4 protein-coding genes and 1 pseudogene are annotated in these 18513 nt (G+C 58.6%); 4 read left to right on the top strand and 1 reads right to left on the bottom strand.

Annotation, left to right across the window (positions count from 1 at the left end):
- Positions 1–30 precede the first annotated feature (30 nt).
- The 3 genes and pseudogenes from ACODSO_RS06585 to ACODSO_RS06575 all read left to right on the top strand — a co-directional run.
- Positions 31–9573: pseudogene (locus ACODSO_RS06585) on the top strand (type I polyketide synthase); the annotation flags it as partial.
- A gap of 156 nt (positions 9574–9729) precedes the next feature.
- Complete coding sequence (locus ACODSO_RS06580; protein ID WP_489035946.1) at positions 9730–15828, top strand: thioester reductase domain-containing protein; 6099 nt, start codon at positions 9730–9732, stop codon at positions 15826–15828.
- 126 nt (positions 15829–15954) lie between these two features.
- The gene (locus tag ACODSO_RS06575; RefSeq protein WP_489035944.1) at positions 15955–16695 is read left to right on the top strand and encodes a thioesterase II family protein; all 741 of its coding nucleotides are present in this window, start codon (positions 15955–15957) and stop codon (positions 16693–16695) included.
- Positions 16696–16717: 22 nt separating this feature from the next.
- Here ACODSO_RS06575 and ACODSO_RS06570 read toward each other — a convergent pair whose 3' ends face one another.
- The gene (locus ACODSO_RS06570; protein WP_489035942.1) at positions 16718–17077 is read right to left on the bottom strand and encodes a winged helix-turn-helix transcriptional regulator; all 360 of its coding nucleotides are present in this window, start codon (positions 17075–17077) and stop codon (positions 16718–16720) included.
- Between the two features lie 181 nt (positions 17078–17258).
- Here ACODSO_RS06570 and ACODSO_RS06565 point away from each other — a divergent pair, with 181 nt between their 5' ends.
- Positions 17259–18500 (top strand): cytochrome P450 family protein, encoded by a 1242-nt coding sequence (locus tag ACODSO_RS06565; protein ID WP_489035940.1) that lies wholly within the window; start codon positions 17259–17261, stop codon positions 18498–18500.
- The last annotated feature ends 13 nt before the right edge of the window (positions 18501–18513 follow it).

The following is an 18513-nucleotide window of genomic DNA, read 5'->3' as shown; positions in this document are numbered from 1 at the left end:
TTACGCGAAGCCGAAGAACGCGTACACGAACCTATTGCAATTGTCGGGATGGCATGTCGTTACCCAGGGGGTGTCGCTTCCCCGGAACAGTTGTGGGACTTGGTATCAGGCGGGGGTGACGCAATCGGCCCATTCCCGAACGACCGTGGCTGGCCGTCGGATCTACACGATCCGGATCCCGACCGGGTCGGCAAGGTCTACGCGATGGGTGGCGGATTTCTGTCCGATGCAGCAGGCTTCGACGCGAACTTCTTCGGCATGTCGCCGCGAGAAGCCGTCGCCGTCGATCCGCAGCAGCGCCTTCTTCTCGAAACCACTTGGGAAGCTGCTGAGCGGGCAGGTATTGATCCGACCGAACTGCGCGGCAGTCGCACCGGTGTGTTCATGGGCGTCATGTACAACGATTATGGATCTCGTTCGGGGCTGCCACCTGAGGAGCAAGGCTACTTGTTCAGTGGGAGCGCGGGCAGCATAGCTTCGGGTCGGCTGTCGTACACTTTCGGATTCGAGGGACCCACAGTCACCGTCGACACGGCATGCTCTTCGTCACTGGTTTCGTTGCATTTGGCTGCTGCATCGTTGCGAAACAACGAATGCACGTTGGCCATGGCCGGCGGAGTAACAGTCATGTCGACTCCAACGGCATTCGTTGAATTCTCACGATTGCGGGGTTTGTCCGCCGATGGTCGATGCAAGTCTTTCTCTGATACCGCTGACGGGACAGGCTGGTCCGAAGGAGTAGGCGTACTTGTCCTCGAGAAACTCTCGGACGCGACCGCAAATGGACACCGCGTCCTGGCCGTCGTTCGTGGGTCTGCAGTCAACTCGGATGGTGCGTCCAACGGACTCACGGCACCGAGCGCTCCCGCCCAGGAGCGGGTGATACTGCAAGCGCTCGCCGCAGCCCGCCTGCAACCAAAAGACGTCGACGTGATCGAAGCTCACGGCACCGGAACAACTCTCGGCGACCCAATTGAGGCTCGCGCGGTGCTCGCTACCTACGGCCAGAATCGCGCCGACGCAGCCCCCATCCTGCTCGGCTCTCTCAAGTCCAACATCGGTCATACGCAAGCTGCAGCCGGGGTCGGTGGCATCATCAAACTAGTCCAAGCCATGCACCACGGCATAGTGCCGAAGACTCTGCATATCGACACTCCCTCCACGCACGTCGACTGGGAGTCAGGGAAGCTCGAGCTAGTCACCGAAACACGTGCCTGGCCAGCTGTCGATCGGCCAAGACGAGCTGCTGTGTCTTCGTTCGGTTTTGGCGGCACCAATGCTCACGTGATCATCGAGGCACCTCATTCGACTACGGACCGGTCAGAACCCGACAAACCTCGCGAAGGCGAGATATGGGGTTCCCCCGCGGCGGCCGCACAGCAATCAAACATCCCTGTGCCATGGGTCTTATCCGCCCGCACCACCACTGCCCTAGAGGAGAACGTACAGAAATTGGCGAACTGGGCTGAGACCTCCTCAGCATCCGACGTCGATATCGCCGCAGCCCTGACCCAGCACAGAGCGGCGTTGCCGTTCCGAACAGCCGTGACAGGAACCGATCGAAAATCGTTGGTCGCCGCCCTGCGGAGCGGGCAAACCAGCGTCGAAGCGGCCCCAAAGGGAAAGACCGCCTTCGTGTTCAGTGGACAAGGCAGCCAGCGGGCTCTGATGGGTCAAGAGCTAGCTTTGAGGTTCCCAGTGTTCGCTCAGTCGTTCGATGCTTCGTGCAACGCACTCGATCCGCTCCTGGATCGCCCTCTTCGTGAATTGATTTCCGAGACTGATCTCGAACGAACGGCATATGCCCAACCAGCTCTCTTTGCCTTTGAAGTTGCGTTGTTCCGATTGTTCGAGTCCTGGGGGTTGCAACCCGACGTGCTGGTGGGCCATTCGATTGGCGAGTTGGCCGCAGCGCATGTAGCCGGGGCCCTCTCGTTGCACGATGCTGCGATGATCGTGTCCTTACGCAGTCGACTGATGGGTGCGCTTCCAACCGGCGGAGCCATGCTCGCAGTTGGGGCGTCGGAGGCAGAAATAGGTCCACTTCTGACCGCAGGAATTGGACTTGCCGCGGTCAATGGATCCAACTCGGTTGTGGTGTCAGGTCTCGAAAGCGAAGTGCTCGCTCTGGAGAGGGCACTCGTCGGTATACAGACATCCAGACTCGCAGTCAGTCACGCGTTTCACTCCCACTTGATGGAGCCTATGCTTGCCGAATTTCGCAGCGCTTTGATTCGATCCGGAGTCACGAGCACATCACCGACGATCCCTGTAGTCGCCACCGCCAAGGTGAACGCGGAATGGGGATCACTGGAGTACTGGGTGCAGCAGGTTCGCGAACCGGTTCGCTTTCATGCCGCGGTGGGCGTTCTGATCGAACGAGGCGTTAGCACTGTCTTGGAGCTTGGACCCAAACCAGCGCTGTCCGGGTTGATCGACGCCGGCACAATCGGGGCCATTCCCGCGCTCCGAAACGGCCGGGGCGAAGTCGAGTCCGTTGTAGATGCCCTCGGCCGGCTCCACTGCAGGGGCGTCAGCGTCGACTGGACGAGTCTTTTCGGACGTGGCCCTCTGGTGGACCTCCCCACCTACTCGTTCCAACGCAGAAGGTACTGGCTCGATCGGACAAACTCACGAGCAAACGATGGCCCCGTTGGATTCGAGCACGGCCAACACCCTCTGGTCGGCCGAGAAGTTCCCCTGGCAGACGAGTCTGCGAGCGTCTTTCTTTGTCATGTCAGTATCGACGACTACCCGTGGATGGCTGATCACCGTATACACGGCACACTCTTGTTGCCGGCAACTGCACTGCTGGAAATAGCTGCACACATTGGGTCGGTGACCGACACTCCGTTCATTGCAGATCTGACGATGGCGGATCCAATCGAGCTGCCCGAGAATGGATTTCTCGATATCCAGATAATGGTCGACGGGCCGACCGCCGACGGCTCCCGGCTCTTCAAGGTTTACACGCGACGCGACGACGAAGCCTGGACTGCTCGCGCTTCCGGTTTGCTGACAGTGACCGGCGTCACTCCATCCGCAACGATCGATGTCTGGCCCCCGAGTGAGTCGGTCGAGGTGAGTGTCGAGCATCTTTACGATCGGGTAGCGGACCAAGGTTACGAATACGGTTCGTCGTTCCGTGGTCTGACGCGCGCTTGGACCAAAGCAGACGAGATCTTCGTCGAAATCGCCCTTCCCGACGAGCTAACCGCCGAAGCACTTACATACGGGATGCACCCGGCTTTACTCGACGCAGCCCTTCATATCTTGCTTCCGGGTGCCATCGATGAACGGACCCATGTACTTCCATTCCGCTGGACGGGCGTCTCCGCCGGTGCGCGCTTAGGATCCTCCGCCCGAGTCCGGCTGGTACGAAACGAACAGGACACAGTTGCAATCACCGTCATGGACGGAGCCGGAACACCGGTAGCCGAAGTAGACACGCTGGTCCTACGTCCAGCAAACATGGCGGCATCCGCAGCACCGATCTTGGCCCTCCGCTGGGAGCAGGTGGTCCGCGCTGACGCACTTCCAGATGGCATGGCGGTACTGGGTGAGATCCCAGAACTACCGGGGTACCCGACTTTGGAGTCGGTAGCCGAAGCTGCACCGCCGGTCGTCGTGATTCCCTTCTACCCAGACGGTGTGCGACCCGATACAGCGCGGACTGCAGTTCTGGATGCGCTGACCCTCGTCCGATCGTTCCTCGCCGAGCCCCGTCTATCCAATTCCAAGATCCTGGCTCTCACCCATGGGGCCGACGGTCCGGACGCGCCCACCGACCTAGCGGGAGCCGCCGTACTCGGCCTTCTACGCTCCGCCGCAGCGGAGAACCCAGGCCGGTTGATCATGGTGGACGGCCCCGCAACGGCGAACGACCTGGCCGCAGCGGTTGGCCTGGGGACCAGCCGAATCGCACTTCGTGATGGCGAACTGCTGATTCCACGCTTCGTGAAGGTCTCCTCTCCTACCGAACCGAAGAGGTGGGATCGAGGTACTGTGCTCGTCACCGGAGCGGGAGGAGCTCTAGGTGGCCTAGTTGCTCGCTGGCTCGTCGCAGAACACGGTGCCAAGCGGCTGCTCCTCGTAGGACGATCCGGCATCGTTCCGCCCGACCTCCTGACTGACCTGAACAACATCGACGTTGTCGTCGCGGCTTGTGATGTCGCCGATCGCGATTCTTTGTCAGCTCTTCTCGCCGACATACCCTCCGATTTGCCGTTGACTGCTGTCGTACACGCGGCAGGCGTCGTCGACGACGGGATTTTCGCAAGCCTGACGGCCGATCAAGTGGATTCGGTACTTCGGCCGAAGGTAGACGCCGCTTGGAATTTGCATGAGATGACACAAGGGTTGGATCTCGATGCTTTCGTTCTTTTTTCCTCCATCGCCGGCGTACTGGGGACTGTCGGTCAGAGTAACTACAGCGCCGCCAACGCATACCTTGACGCGCTCGCACACTATCGGCTCGCGCAAGGGCTTCCCGCGACCTCGTTGGGCTGGGGACTCTGGTCAACATCGAGTGCAATGTCCGAGAGCTTGGGGCAAACCGACCACCGCCGAGTGGCTGATATGGGCCTTCGCCCCTTGGAGACAAGCGCAGCCCTGACGGCTTTCGACCGAGCCGACGGCGTCGTGTCCATAACCGGCTTGAGCAATGCAGTGCTACGTTCGGGTGGTCCTCGGATACCAGAGCTTCTGCGCCACTTGGTTCATACGCCCAAATCGACCGAAACTGGCCCGCAAGAACTGACCGCAACAAGCTCGCTGGAGCTCGTTCGCCGTCAGGCCGCCGATGTACTCGGACACACGGATCTGAGCGAGATCCCCGCCGATCGAGTGTTCTCCGAACTTGGTTTCGACTCTCTGACATCGGTCGAACTGCGAAATCGACTCAGTGCGGCAACGGGATTGGCTTTGTCATCTGGGCTTGTATTCGATTACCCGAGCCCCGTTGCTCTTGCGGCACATCTGTTGAAACGCCAGACCGAGACAACGCCCGGTCCTGAACCGCTCGAAGCCACCTCGCGAAGCACCGACCCCGACGACCCGATCGTAATCGTGGGCATGGCGTGTCGTTTTCCTGGTGGTGTCAGGACACCAGAAGACCTGTGGGAGCTTGTCATCGATGGACGCGACGCGATAACCGACTTCCCCGAAAACCGGGGCTGGAAGACCGACACACTCTACGATGCCGATCCAGACAGGACAGGGAAGACATACAGCACAAAAGGCGGATTTCTCCACGACGCCGATGAGTTCGATGCCCCATTCTTTGGGCTTTCACCACGCGAAGCACTGGCAACCGATCCACAGCAGCGGCTCCTGTTGGAGACCGCATGGGAGGCAATCGAGGACGCAGGCGTCGATCCATCATCGCTGCGTGGAACCCGCACGGGAGTATTCGCAGGAGTGATGTATCACGACTACGGGCAGAACGCAGCTGCGGAAGTAGAAGGTCACCTCGCGGTAGGAACTCTCGGAAGTGTCGCGTCCGGCCGCATCTCCTACACACTGGGGCTCGAAGGGCCGGCCTTGACTGTCGACACTGCATGCTCGTCGTCGCTGGTTGCCCTTCACCTCGCAGCCCAGTCACTGCGGAGCCGGGAATGCGACCTCGCCCTGGCAGGTGGAGTAGCTGTAATGTCCACCCCCACTGCATTTATCGAGTTTTCTCGGCAACGTGGTCTGTCACCCGACGGTCGCTGCAAGTCATTCTCCGCGGATGCCGACGGCACCGGCTGGTCCGAAGGTGCCGGCCTATTACTGATGGAGCGCCAATCCGACGCCAAGGCAAAAGGTCACCACATTTTGGCAGTCGTTCGCGGCACTGCCGTCAACCAGGACGGTGCTTCCAACGGCTTGACAGCCCCGAACGGGGCATCGCAGCAACGCGTTCTACGGGCAGCTCTCAACGATGCGGGTCTCGAACCTTCGGACATCGATGTGATCGAAGCGCACGGTACTGGCACGAAGCTCGGAGACCCCATTGAGGCCGATGCACTCATCTCTGTCTACGGCACACCGCGTAAGTACCCGTTGGCCCTCGGATCGCTGAAATCGAATATCGGTCACACTCAAGCCGCAGCCGGAGTCGGCGGCGTGATCAAAATGATCAAGGCAATACAACACGGCGTCCTCCCCCGCACTCTGCACGTAGACACTCCTTCACCGCATGTCGACTGGAGCATGGGAGCGGTCGAATTGCTGACTGAGTCCAGGAGTTGGCCTAAAGGCCAGTTGCGACGCGCCGGAGTGTCGTCCTTCGGTATCAGCGGAACGAACGCACATGTAGTTCTCGAGCAGCCGGACGCACCCGACCAGCTTTTCGAAAGTAAGGCAACCGTGGTTCCGCTCATCGTGTCCGCTAGAACCGACAAGTCTTTGAGGGATCAGCTTGTACGGCTTGGCAATTGCATGTCCGGGGGTGACATCGATGTTGCTTCTGCCGCGAGAGACCTGGCGACGCGTTCTCGGTTCGACCATGCTGCTGTCGTCGCTGTGGCCGAGGGAGCCGATATCGCAATCAAGTTGCGCGATGCGACTCCGCTCCCCCAAGCGGAGCCTGGCAAACTTGCGTTTGCGTTCACCGGCCAGGGAAGCCAGCGAACCGGAATGGGCCGCAGCCTGTATCTGAGTTACCCCATCTACGCAGCAGCGTTCGACGACGTTTGTACGGCATTCGACGCGCACCTCGACCGATCGCTACACGATGTTGTGTTCGGCGACGAGCCGGGTCTAGACCGCACGGAGTATACGCAACCCGCCTTGTTTGCCGTAGAAGTAGCGATAGTCCAGCTATTGGGGTCTTGGGGAATCACTGCCGACGTCCTGCTGGGACACTCGATCGGCGAGATAGTGGCTGCCTACGTTGCAGGCGTTATGACACTGACCGACGCCGTCACGTTGGTCGCGGCACGCGGCCGGCTGATGCAGGCTCTCCCCGAAGGCGGCCTGATGGTTGCTGTTGCCGCCGGCGAAGACGAAGTGCTCCCATTGCTCGCCGAGCACGTCGACCGTTGTGCGCTCGCAGCAGTCAACTCACCTCGCTCGGTTGTGGTGTCGGGTGCCTCGGATGCTGTACGTGCGGTCACGGAACAGCTTGACGGTCGAGGCAGGCGCACGACCATACTTGCCACCAGTCATGCATTCCACTCCCCTCTCATGGAACCAATTCTGAGCGAATTCGGTTCAGTAGCAGAATCTCTCAGCTACTCCGAGCCGACCATTGACGTACTGTCCACCGTGCCGGGGGGATACGCTCTGACCGAGCCCCAACATTGGGTCGATCACGCTCGGGAGGCAGTCCGGTTCGCAGATGCGGCGTCCGAACTGGTCACTCTCGGAGCTACCACCGTTCTGGAAATCGGTCCCTCCGCAGTTCTGAGTGGACTTCTTTCAGATCAGCTTCCTGTGGGAAGCATGGCTCTGGCCTCCATGCGCAAGGACCAAGACGAATCAACGACCTTGGCAACGACCGTCGGCATCTTGCACGCTCGCGGAATTAAAGTGAACTGGGACGCCCTTCTTGGACATCGTCGGCGAATGGCACTGCCGCCATACGCTTTTCAACGTGAGAGCTTCTGGCTTGAGCCGACCACAGTGTATCCACTTGGAGCGGCAGCCACCGGACTGACCGTACTCGAGCACCCCGTACTCGGTGCCATAGTGCCGTTGGCAGACAGTGGCGAGACGCTGCTCTACGGTGCGATTTCCGAGCGGTCACTACCCTGGTTGAAGGGACACATCGTGGTGAACAAACCGATCGTCCCGCCGGCAGTCCTCGTCGAGATGGCCGTCAGCGCTGGTACACATGTCGGCTGCAAGGGCCTACGTTCGCTGAGCATCGAAAAACCGATCATCGTCCACGGAGAGGTTCGACTGCAGGTTCGCTTGGGGACTCCAAACTCTGAAGGGACCCGCGAGGTTACGATCTACGGTTCCACAGATGACAATTACGCGGCGTGGGTAAGACACGCTCACGGTCACGCCGTAGTCGATGTCGGAGTACCCGCGACGGGTGCAGTTCAAGTCGAGGCTGCTCCGAGACTTGACAACCGCAGCTGTGTTTTCGACCCACAAGCGCTCGACGCCGCGATCCCTGCAAGCATCGAAGACACACATTGGCGAGGTCCGGTCGAATGGCGCAACGTGCAAGTAAGAGGCGGTCTAGTTCACGTCGACGAGATTGTTTATGCCGAGGTTTCTCTGCGTGAGTTCGCCACGGAACCTTCGCCCTACTCGTGTGTGAACTGGACAAGGATTGAGCCAAATGTAACTACAAACAATGTTTCACTGCCGTTCGCGGTATTGGGAGAGCACCAGCGTGGCGCGACATATGCGTTTGGAAATGTGTCTGACGTTGTGGATGCAAAGACCAGTGGCGCGGAATTTGCCATGGTCGCGTTGTTCTCGCAAGAGACCGTTACTGATGCCCAGATAGTAGATGAATGGCTCGCTGAGAAGAAACTTGCCGATGTCCCACTCCTACTCGTGTCTGTTCGTGGTGTACGGGTCGATAGTGACGACCTGGCTGACCCAGGACAAGCTTCTGCGTGGGGGTTTGCCGCAGCGACGTGCTCAGCAAATCCAAGTCGTGTGTCTTCTATCGACATCGATGGTGACCTCGTAATCACAGAAACAATTGCTTCGAGATCCAACCCACTGATTGCGATTCGCAAAGGGGTCGTGCTGGTTCCACGTCGGGTCGAAGCCGAGGCCGGAGCACCTACGATCACTCTTGAGGACGGTCCTGTGGCCTTATCATCCGAGTTTGAGCTGCCATCCGACCTGGCCAACCGGGAGATCGTCGCCGTGGGAGAACCCGCCGCTCTCACCATCGTGGTCGCGCATGACGTGACGGAAGTGTTGACCGCTAACGAGGTTGTGCCCGCAGAAGGAATGCTGATCTTCGCCGTTCCGTTGGCCGGCAGTCAAGACCGTGCAGGTGCCAGTGTCGCAGCTTGTGCAGAAGCAGTGGCGGCCATGCGACGCGCCCAGGGTCGGCGGGCTGTCGCGGTCACAGTCCTCCCCGGAGAGGACCTCGCTATCGCGGTCGCCACTGCCCAGGGACCCACCACGTCTGCACTTGCCGAGCTGGTCCCGTCACCGCACGTGGACATGGACGGGTCGATGTCAGGACCTACCAAACTCGATCTCAACGGTCTCACTGAAATGCAAGCGGAGAGAGCCGTCTTGGATCGCGTCCGTACCGAAATCGCGCTTGTACTCGGCCATCACGACGTGGGTATCGTCACCACCGATCCGGCCTTCAGCGATCTCGGGTTTGACTCGATGATGGCGGTCGAGTTGCGCAACCGACTGGTTTTGGCGACCGGGATAGATCTACCTGCAACTCTTGTCTTCGACTATCCAAGTCCGACGTCTCTGGCGAGGGCACTCACCGACGACCTGACTCGAATTTCCGAGCAGCCCGATCCACTCTATGCCGAGATCGATCGCTTGGAGAAGGCGTTGACGGCCGCCGGCGACTCGACCAATCGAACCGCGGTAGCCCGACGTCTCCAAGCTCTGCTCAGCCATTGGTCAGGTTCATCACCCGACACCTCGACTGACGTCGAGGGCGACTCGTTCAGTGACGCGACTTCAGAGGAATTGTTTGCCTTCATCGACACGCAACTGGGCCGTACCTCAGATTAACCAATCCGGTAGCCATAACTAGCGCCATCCACGACTGAATTTTGACCGCAAAGGTGAATTCGAATGACAGATGAAAAGAAGCTCTTAGAGTACCTGAAGCGGGTCACCGCAGACTTGCAGAAGGCGAACCGACGCGTGGCTGAACTCGAGTCCACCGAACCGGAGCCGGTCGCTGTCGTCTCGATGGCGTGCCGCTACCCCGGTGGGATAACGAGTCCTGAGGACCTGTGGCGCACGGTCGAACAGGGCATCGATGGCACTGGGGAATGGCCTACCGATCGCGGTTGGGACGCCGAACGCTTGTACGATCCGGAACCTGGCATGGCTGGGAAGTCCTATACGAACAGAGGCGGCTTCTTAGAACACGCAACGCAGTTCGATGCAGGGTTCTTCAGCATCTCTCCGCGTGAAGCCGCAGCTATGGACCCCCAGCAACGGATGTTGTTGGAGGTCTCCTGGGAGTTATTCGAGCGGGCGGGCATAGTGCCCGCCGATCTGCGCGGCACCCGAACAGCCGTCTTCGCGGGGGTCGGCGAGCAGTCTTACATCGGCCTGACCGGACCCCAGGAGCTAGAGGGCTTCCTGATGACAGGCAAGCTGTCCAGTGTTGCTTCTGGACGTATCTCGTATACATACGGACTCGAAGGTCCTGCGATTACGGTAGACACCGCATGCTCGTCTTCATTGGTCGCGCTGCATCTGGCAATCCGGTCGCTGCGAAGCGGTGAATCGACACTTGCATTGGCCGGCGGAGCAACTGTGTACGGTTCGCCGAGCGGGTTCGTTGAATTTTCGCAACAGCGCGGATTGTCCGCTGACGGCCGCGCGAAATCATTTGCGGCATCCGCCGACGGAACTGCCTGGGCCGAGGGTGCAGGCTTGCTACTTCTCGAACGCCTGTCGGACGCCCGGCGCAACGGCCATCCCGTCTTGGCGATCCTGCGCGGTTCAGCGGTCAACTCCGACGGTGCTTCCAACGGGCTCACCGCACCAAGCGGTCGAGCACAGGAGAAGGTCATCCGGGATGCACTCGCAGATGCGAGGCTCACCCCCGCCGATGTTGACATAGTTGAGGCGCACGGCACTGGAACGCGGCTCGGCGATCCCATCGAGGCCAATGCTCTGATATCCACTTACGGTAAAGATCGTAACGAACCACTGTGGTTGGGTTCCTTCAAATCAAACATCGGGCACAGTGTCGCTGCTGCGGGAGTGGGCGGCGTAATTAAAGTAATACAGGCAATTCGACACGGTGTTTTGCCGAAGACTCTCCACGTAGATTCACCGAGTACCGTTGTGGACTGGTCAGCGGGTTCAGTTCGGCTGCTGACGGAAGCACGTCCATGGCACGCCAACGGGAGACCCAGGCGTGGTGCTGTTTCGGCTTTCGGGGTAAGTGGTACCAATGCGCACTTGATCGTGGAGCAAGCGGGTTCTTCTTCCGCAATTGAACAAATAGGAAATGGCCACGACGGCAATCCGTGGCCTTTCATTTTGTCAGGAAAAGGAATTCGGGGGTTTCGCGCCCAGGTTGCTGCATTTACTGAGCACGTGAAGGAACATCCCGAAATATCGATACCCGACCTCGCCTACTCTCTCGCGACCCAACGCACAAGGTTTGATCAACGGGGCGCGGTGGTAGCAGCTGACCACAACCAATTACTTGATGCTTTACAGAAGGTCGGGGACGGAAGCACTGCCTCCGCAGGGCGTGCTGCATTCCTGTTCAGCGGGCAAGGGTCTCAGAGGCCGGGAATGGGTGCAGAACTGTATTCCCGTTTCCCTGTTTTCGCTGAGGCTTACCGTGAGGTCTCTGACATCATCGACCCCATTCTGGGTCGTAAGCTGAGCGAAGTCGTAGATTCCGATTTGGTGCACCGCACCGAATTCACCCAACCTTCCCTTTTTGCTTATCAAGTTGCTTTGCATCGACTGTTGGAGTCGTGGAACGTACGACCTGAGTTCGTAGCGGGTCACTCTCTGGGCGAGTTAACCGCTGCGTACGTGGCTGGAGTATTCTCGCTACCGGACGCAGCCCTGCTGGTAACAGCACGTGGCCGTTTGCTCGGTGGTCTACCCAGCGGTGGAATTATGATTGCCGCCGCAATTGCGGAAAATGAGCTGCACCCCTTGCCTGCCGGTGTCGAAATCGCCGCAATCAATGGTCCAGACTCTGTAGTCCTTTCCGGGCCACAACAGGCACTGCACGACTTCGTGGAGACGCTCAGAGCCGGCGGCGTTCGAACGAAGACGCTGGAAGTAAGCCATGCCTTTCATTCTTCTTTGGTCGAACCGATGCTCGAAGACTTCCGAAGAATTGCAGAAGGTGTTTCCTACCACCAGCCGAAGATTCAGATTGTGTCAAACGTAGATGGAAGACTAGGAAGTTCTGCAGACTTCGGTTCCGACCATTGGGTTCGACACGTACGCGCGGCAGTACGGTTCGCGGACTGCATCGACACTCTGGTCGCCGAAGGGATCGACACGTTCATCGAGATTGGGCCATCCGCTGCACTCACGCCGATGATCCTCGCAGACCGGGAAGGAGCTATCGGTCTTCAGAAGGGCGACCGCGAAGTCGTCGACTTGCTCGATGGTCTCGCCACGGCAGACAACCGAGGGGTGCATGTCTCGTGGGATGCATTCTTCAGAGGCCATGACGGCAAACCGACGAACCTACATACATACCCGTTCCAGCGCGAACGTCACTGGGTTGTCGACAGTCCGAGCGGGAGCCGGTCAAGCTCCGACGCTCACCCGATCCTCGATGCGCCACTTACGGTTGCAGGACGGGACGAGCTTCTTCTTACCGGGACAATCACTGCTCACAGTCATCCGTGGGCCTCTCAAGCAGCGGCCATGGCCGCTGCTTTGGTCGACATCGCGATCAGCGCAGGAGACCGTACAGGCACACCGCGGATTGAACATTTAGCAGTACGTACGCCACTCGTGCTGCCTACGAAGGGAGGTCTCCAGCTTCAGGTCCGCGTTGACGCACCATCCCAAGGCCGGCGAGCCTTCGCAATTCACTCTCGGGTTCAAACCCAGCAATCGTGGACTCTGCACGCAGACGGCTTCTTGACACCATCGAATCACCCTTCTACAGAAATCGGGCATTGGCCCGAGCAATCTGCAGGGACCGCGGGCATCAACAATAGGCAAACCCGTGTCGTCGCGGAGATCCAAGATCCCATCGACGGATTCTCTCTGCATCCAGAACTTTTGGCGGGAGTTCTGGGATTGGCACGGCCTGGATGGACACCTACACTTTGGCGCGGTGTGGAGGTCGCAGCCCAGGGTGCCACCCATGTCCGTGCGCTGATCAATGCCACGGATACCGACAGAGTTTCACTTGTGCTCGCGGCCCCCTCCGGGGCGACCGTTGCCGTTGCCGACGAAGTCCAACTGACCCAGTACACGGACGAAGCCATGTCCTCTGCTCGACTACGTCCGTCAGACACGCTCCTACGACCGAGCTGGATGCCCTTGTCCGCCCCAACCAATATTTCTGGGAGCGAAGTCGAGATCGTAAGTCACTCATCAGAGTTGGATCTCCATGAACGCGTCCTGGCCACGCTCGAATCCGTTCAACGTTGGATTCTTCAAGGTAGACAAGCCAAATTGGTCGTAGTGACCCACGGCGCATTCTCTGTATCCGGTGAGCCTGTCCGCGACCTATGCGGTTCTGGTGTTTGGGGACTGGTTCGATCAGCTCAATCCGAGCATCCAGATAAATTCGTACTGGTAGACGCCGACACAAGCCCCTCCAACGATGCCATCGCCCGTGCTGTTGCCTCGAACGAGCCACAAGTCGCCATGCGCAACGGTCAGCTCTGGGTTCCACGACTCACACGGGGCCTGCCCACCACCACGGCCCCTTCCGGGCGTTGGCATGGAACCGTGTTGATTACTGGGGGTACAGGCACCCTAGGAAGAATTCTCGCACGCCACTTGGTCACCGAACACGGGATACAGAAGCTCGTACTGAGCAGCCGCAGCGGTATATCTGCGGACGGCGCACAAGCACTGGTCGACGAGCTCCAGGGACTCGGAGCGGCGGCATCTGTAGTCGCCTGCGACATATCCGACCGAGACGATGTGGCGCAGTTATTGGCGACACAGCCGATCAACGGCGTCATACACGCCGCGGGCGTCACAAACGACGCACTCATCGAAAACCTCACCTCAGCCGACCTTCACTCTGTCCTTGCGGCAAAGGCAGATGGTGCACGTCACCTGAATGATCTTGTCGGAGAGGTTGATGCCTTCGTTATGTTTTCTTCCCTCGCCGCGACGATCGGCGGTGCGGGCCAGGCCAACTACGCAGCTGCGAACGCATATCTCGATGGAATCGCTGCGGTGCGAGCCGCCCAAGGCAAGCCGGCCACGTCTATAGCGTGGGGCCTGTGGGACTTGAACAGCAGCGTTACCCGACACCTCAAGCCTAGTGACCGCCGCCGGATAGAACGTGCTGGTTATCTTTCGATCGGTCCTGCCCTCGGCATGGCAGCCCTAGACGCCTCGGTTCGAGACGGAGCAGCGGTAATCGTATCTACTCCGCTCGACGAGGCGGCCATGAGCAGCCGCCCAGATCAGATCCCAGCAGTTTTCCGAGAGATAGTTCGTACACCGCTGCGGCCCAGCTTGACCGAAATGACCGATTCGGAGCCTTGGGGCGAGCGTATAAGCCTGCTCGACGATCAGGAACGCACAACAGTAGTGCTCGCCGAAGTGCTCGCGGCAGTGAGCGACGTGCTGGGCCAGTCAGACAGTGACTCGATCCCCGTGAGATCCGCTTTCCCAGAACTTGGCTTCGACTCACTTCTGTCGGTCGAGCTTCGCAACCGCCTCGCCGCTGCATCCGGGCTGGCCTTGCCTCTCACCACACTCTTCGACCATCCCACTCCCGTTGCATTGGCCGATTACCTCGCAAGCCAGTTCACGTCGGGCGGCAATTCTGATCAGGACAATGTGCACTGGAACCTAGAAATAACACTTCCTGAAGACGTGGTGCCCGCTGACGTACGCCTTTCTGAAAACGAACACCTTGAGAAGGTGTTGCTCACCGGTGCAACAGGTTTCCTTGGTGCCTTTCTCCTGCGCGAGCTGCTGCAATCGACGCAAGCCCGAATATTCTGTCTCATACGCGCCACGAACTCAGAGGACGCCTGGCGTAAATTGCGGGAAAACTTGGCCTGGTATCGAATCGAAGCAGACCTGTCCCGCGTCGAGGTCATCGTGGGCGACCTCGGCTCTGTTTTGCTCGGTCTGACACCCGAAACCTTCGATCGGCTTGCATCGACGATAGACGTCGTCTACCACGCAGGAGCCCAGGTCAACTGGCTACAACCCTATGGAGCTCTCAAGCCTGTCAATGTCAATGGAACAGTCGAGTTGTTGCGTCTTGCTGCTCTGTACCGAACAGTTCCGCTGCATCATGTATCGACTACGGGCGTGTACGCGGGACCCGTAAAACCGGGTGTCCCTCTCCGTGTCAGTGACCCGGCTGGCCCCGGCGACGCACTGCCCAGCGGCTACACCCAAAGCAAGTGGGTGGCGGAAGAGATCATTGGGCTGGCACGAAAGAGAGGGCTTCCGGTAACGATATATCGCGTGGACCTGATTTCGGGCGATCGCGTGACCGGAGCATGCCAAAAAAGAGATTATGTGTGGATGTCGCTCAAAGGGCTGATTCAGGCAGGTTCTTATCCACAAGCGCTGCATGCCCCCTTGCACATGGTTCCAGTGGACTATGCAGCCAACGCAATTCGACGTCTATCGGGGATGGCAACAAGCGAGGGCCGCGTTTTCCATATCGACACCCCCAATTCGATCGACTTCGCGGACATGATCGCCCACCTAACGGACTTCGGATACACACTCACCGAACTGCCATACGAGCTGTGGAGAGCCGATATCACAGCCCAACGCGACAACGCGATCCTCCCTCTTCTGGACGCATTCGACATGATGCTGGCAGACAGCGCCACGTTCTACCCCGATATTGATACCTTCGATACAGACGTCGCTCTCGGCGGGCAATGCCCACCCTTGACGGGAGAAATAGTACGAAATTATGTGGACTTCTTCACTACTTCAGGCTGGCTTCCCGAACCGGGGGTCCCGCACACCGCGGACTACATGGTTTCTCAACACCCGTGACACCCCGGCGAACCCGATTCGCTTTCATTACCGATAAGGTCAACCGCACCGAAAACCTAGAAGGCAGTACAACTGCATATAAATCCAGTGCAGCTAGTTCGAGAAGACGAGGACGCGCGAAATTATATGAGCAATAATCGTTATCTCAGAGAATTTCATTCCAATCTAGATACAAACGAGAGGATCGTAATTTTTCCACACGCGGGCGGTTCCGCTAGTTACTATTTTCAACTTTCCCGAGTTTTGAAAAAAGAACTATCCCCATCCGTTGTGCAATACCCGAAACGCGCAGAAAGGCTACGCGACATAGGCGTGGAGACGCTTCAAAAGTTGGCGACCGAAGTAGTAGACGAGCTCGTCGCAGACGATAGGCCCCTACATGTGCTCGGCCACAGTATGGGCGCGCTTGTTGCGTGGGAGGTAGCTCAGATTCTGGATCGACACCCTGGCACCGAGTTGAAAACGCTCTTCGTATCCGGCTGTGCATCACCCCACAGGGTGTCATTTGAGTCTGTCAACGCCGAAGATGACATAAGTCTGGTTGAGGAGATCAGTAGGCTGAGCGGCACAGACTCGTCTTTGTTGTCCGATCCCGCCGTGCTCGAGATGGTTCTACCTGCACTGAGGCACGACTACGCGCTACTGTCCGCTTACATCCCGAGCGCGACCGAACGGATTTCGAGCCGAATCGTGGCATACAGCGGTGACAACGACCCACTTGCACCACCCGCTGCCGTTCAACACTGGCACGCTCTCACTCGTAATTCCTTCGAAATGAGAGTATTCCCTGGAACGCACTTCTATCTGCGCGAACACAACGCCGCGGTCGGCGAAGACATTCTCGCCCGTTCAGCAGGAGCCCAATAACGCCCTAAGCCGGTAGGGACGTCTAGACCGCCGGCCGAGCATCGTCAGTGCGCGCTTCGATGATGTCGTCCATGTACTCCGAACCCCAGTCTCCAAGGGGCATCAACGCTTCGTTCAAAGTTACGCCCAGACGCGCAAGTGAGTACTGCACCTTCGGGGGAATCTCAGCGAAAACCTCACGGTGGACGAGGCCATCAGCTTCCATCTCCCGTAGCTGCTGAGCAAGCATCTTCTCACTGATGCCTGTCAGGTACCTGCGCAGCTCACCGAACCTCATCGGCGATTCGGACAGCGCCCACAGGATCAACGGCTTCCACTTCCCACCGACAACGGACACAGCGGCGTCGAGACCGCATGAGAACTGGGGTAGGCGGCTGGTCATGTTTCTAGCGTATCCCGACGCGACCTAGGGCTTCAAACGACACGAGACGGTCCATGACCAGACGCATACCGCCGGGGCCCGCACCATGACCATCGAGAGACCACTGGACGGCAACGACGCCATAGCGTCGACACAGCCGGTGGCAGTTGCAGCCGGACGTGACAACGTTTGAAGGAAGCAAATGTCGCGAGACAGCACATACCCAAAAATCGACCTGACCGGTGCAGACATCCACGCTGAGGGTGAAGCACTCCGTTCGCGTGGAAAAGCTGTTCTGGCGGAACTCCCGGACGGTGTCCTGGTCTGGTGGGTGACCGACTTCGGTCTGGCGAAGAAGCTACTGCTCGACGAGCGAGTCTCCAGGGATACATATCAGCACTGGCCAGCTTGGGGCAACGGTGAATCCGAACTCGCCAAGACTTGGCCACTAGCTATCTGGGTATCGGACCGAAACATGATCACCGCCTACGGCGGCGAACACCAGCGACTCCGACGCGTAATAGCAGGCGCTTTCACCGCCAGACGCACCGCTGAGATGCGTCCGTATGTTCAGAGCGTTGTCGAGAACCTCCTCGACAAGATCGAGTCGAGGTACGCCGACTCATCCACCTTCGATATTCGAGGCGCATACGCTTACCCGATCCCGGTAGAAGTCATATCGAAACTTCTGGGAATAACAGGAGATCTGAAAGAGGAGATCCTATCCGGGATTGCATCTTTCATGGACACAGACGCATCTCAGGAGACCGCCGAGGAAAATATAGCCCAGCTATACAACGCCCTCGAACGTCTTGTCGCCTCGAAAGAACGACATCCAGGCGACGACATTGTTTCAGCACTAGTGCAATCCGGCAGCCAAGAAAACGAAGGGGGCCTGAGCGAACGAGAAATAATTGACACCATACTCCTGATTTATACCGCGGGTCACGAGACGACCGTCAACCTCCTCGATCATGCGATCGCCCGAGTGTTAGCAAACCCCGATGTTCGGCACAAGTTGGAAACTAAGCAAGTATCTTGGTCCAGCATAATCGAGGAAACTCTGCGCGTCGAGGCTCCGTTCACAAACCTTCCCATGCGTTATGCAATCGAAGACATTCACTACCCTCAAGAAGAGATAGTAATCAAAAAAGGTGACCCTATCATTATCGCCTTTGCGGCCGCCGGCCGGGATCCGCTTATACATGGAAGCGATGCAGACCAATTCAACCCGGAACGCGAAACCCTCTCTCAACATATCGCCTTCGGTCACGGCGTACACCGCTGCATAGGTGCGCCACTTGCGCGACTCGAGGCATCAATTGCACTACCTGCACTTTTTCGTCGATTCCCTGGACTAAAAATAGCAACACCGTTCGACGAACTACAGCCTCTGGGATCCTTCATCTCGAATGGACACTCCCAGCTTCCCGTTTCAATCTGACATACCAAGAGGA

Source organism: Rhodococcus sp. FG69, assembly GCF_057808915.1.
Note: the sequence above shows the minus strand (reverse complement) of the source record. Positions and strands in the feature narration are given on the sequence as shown.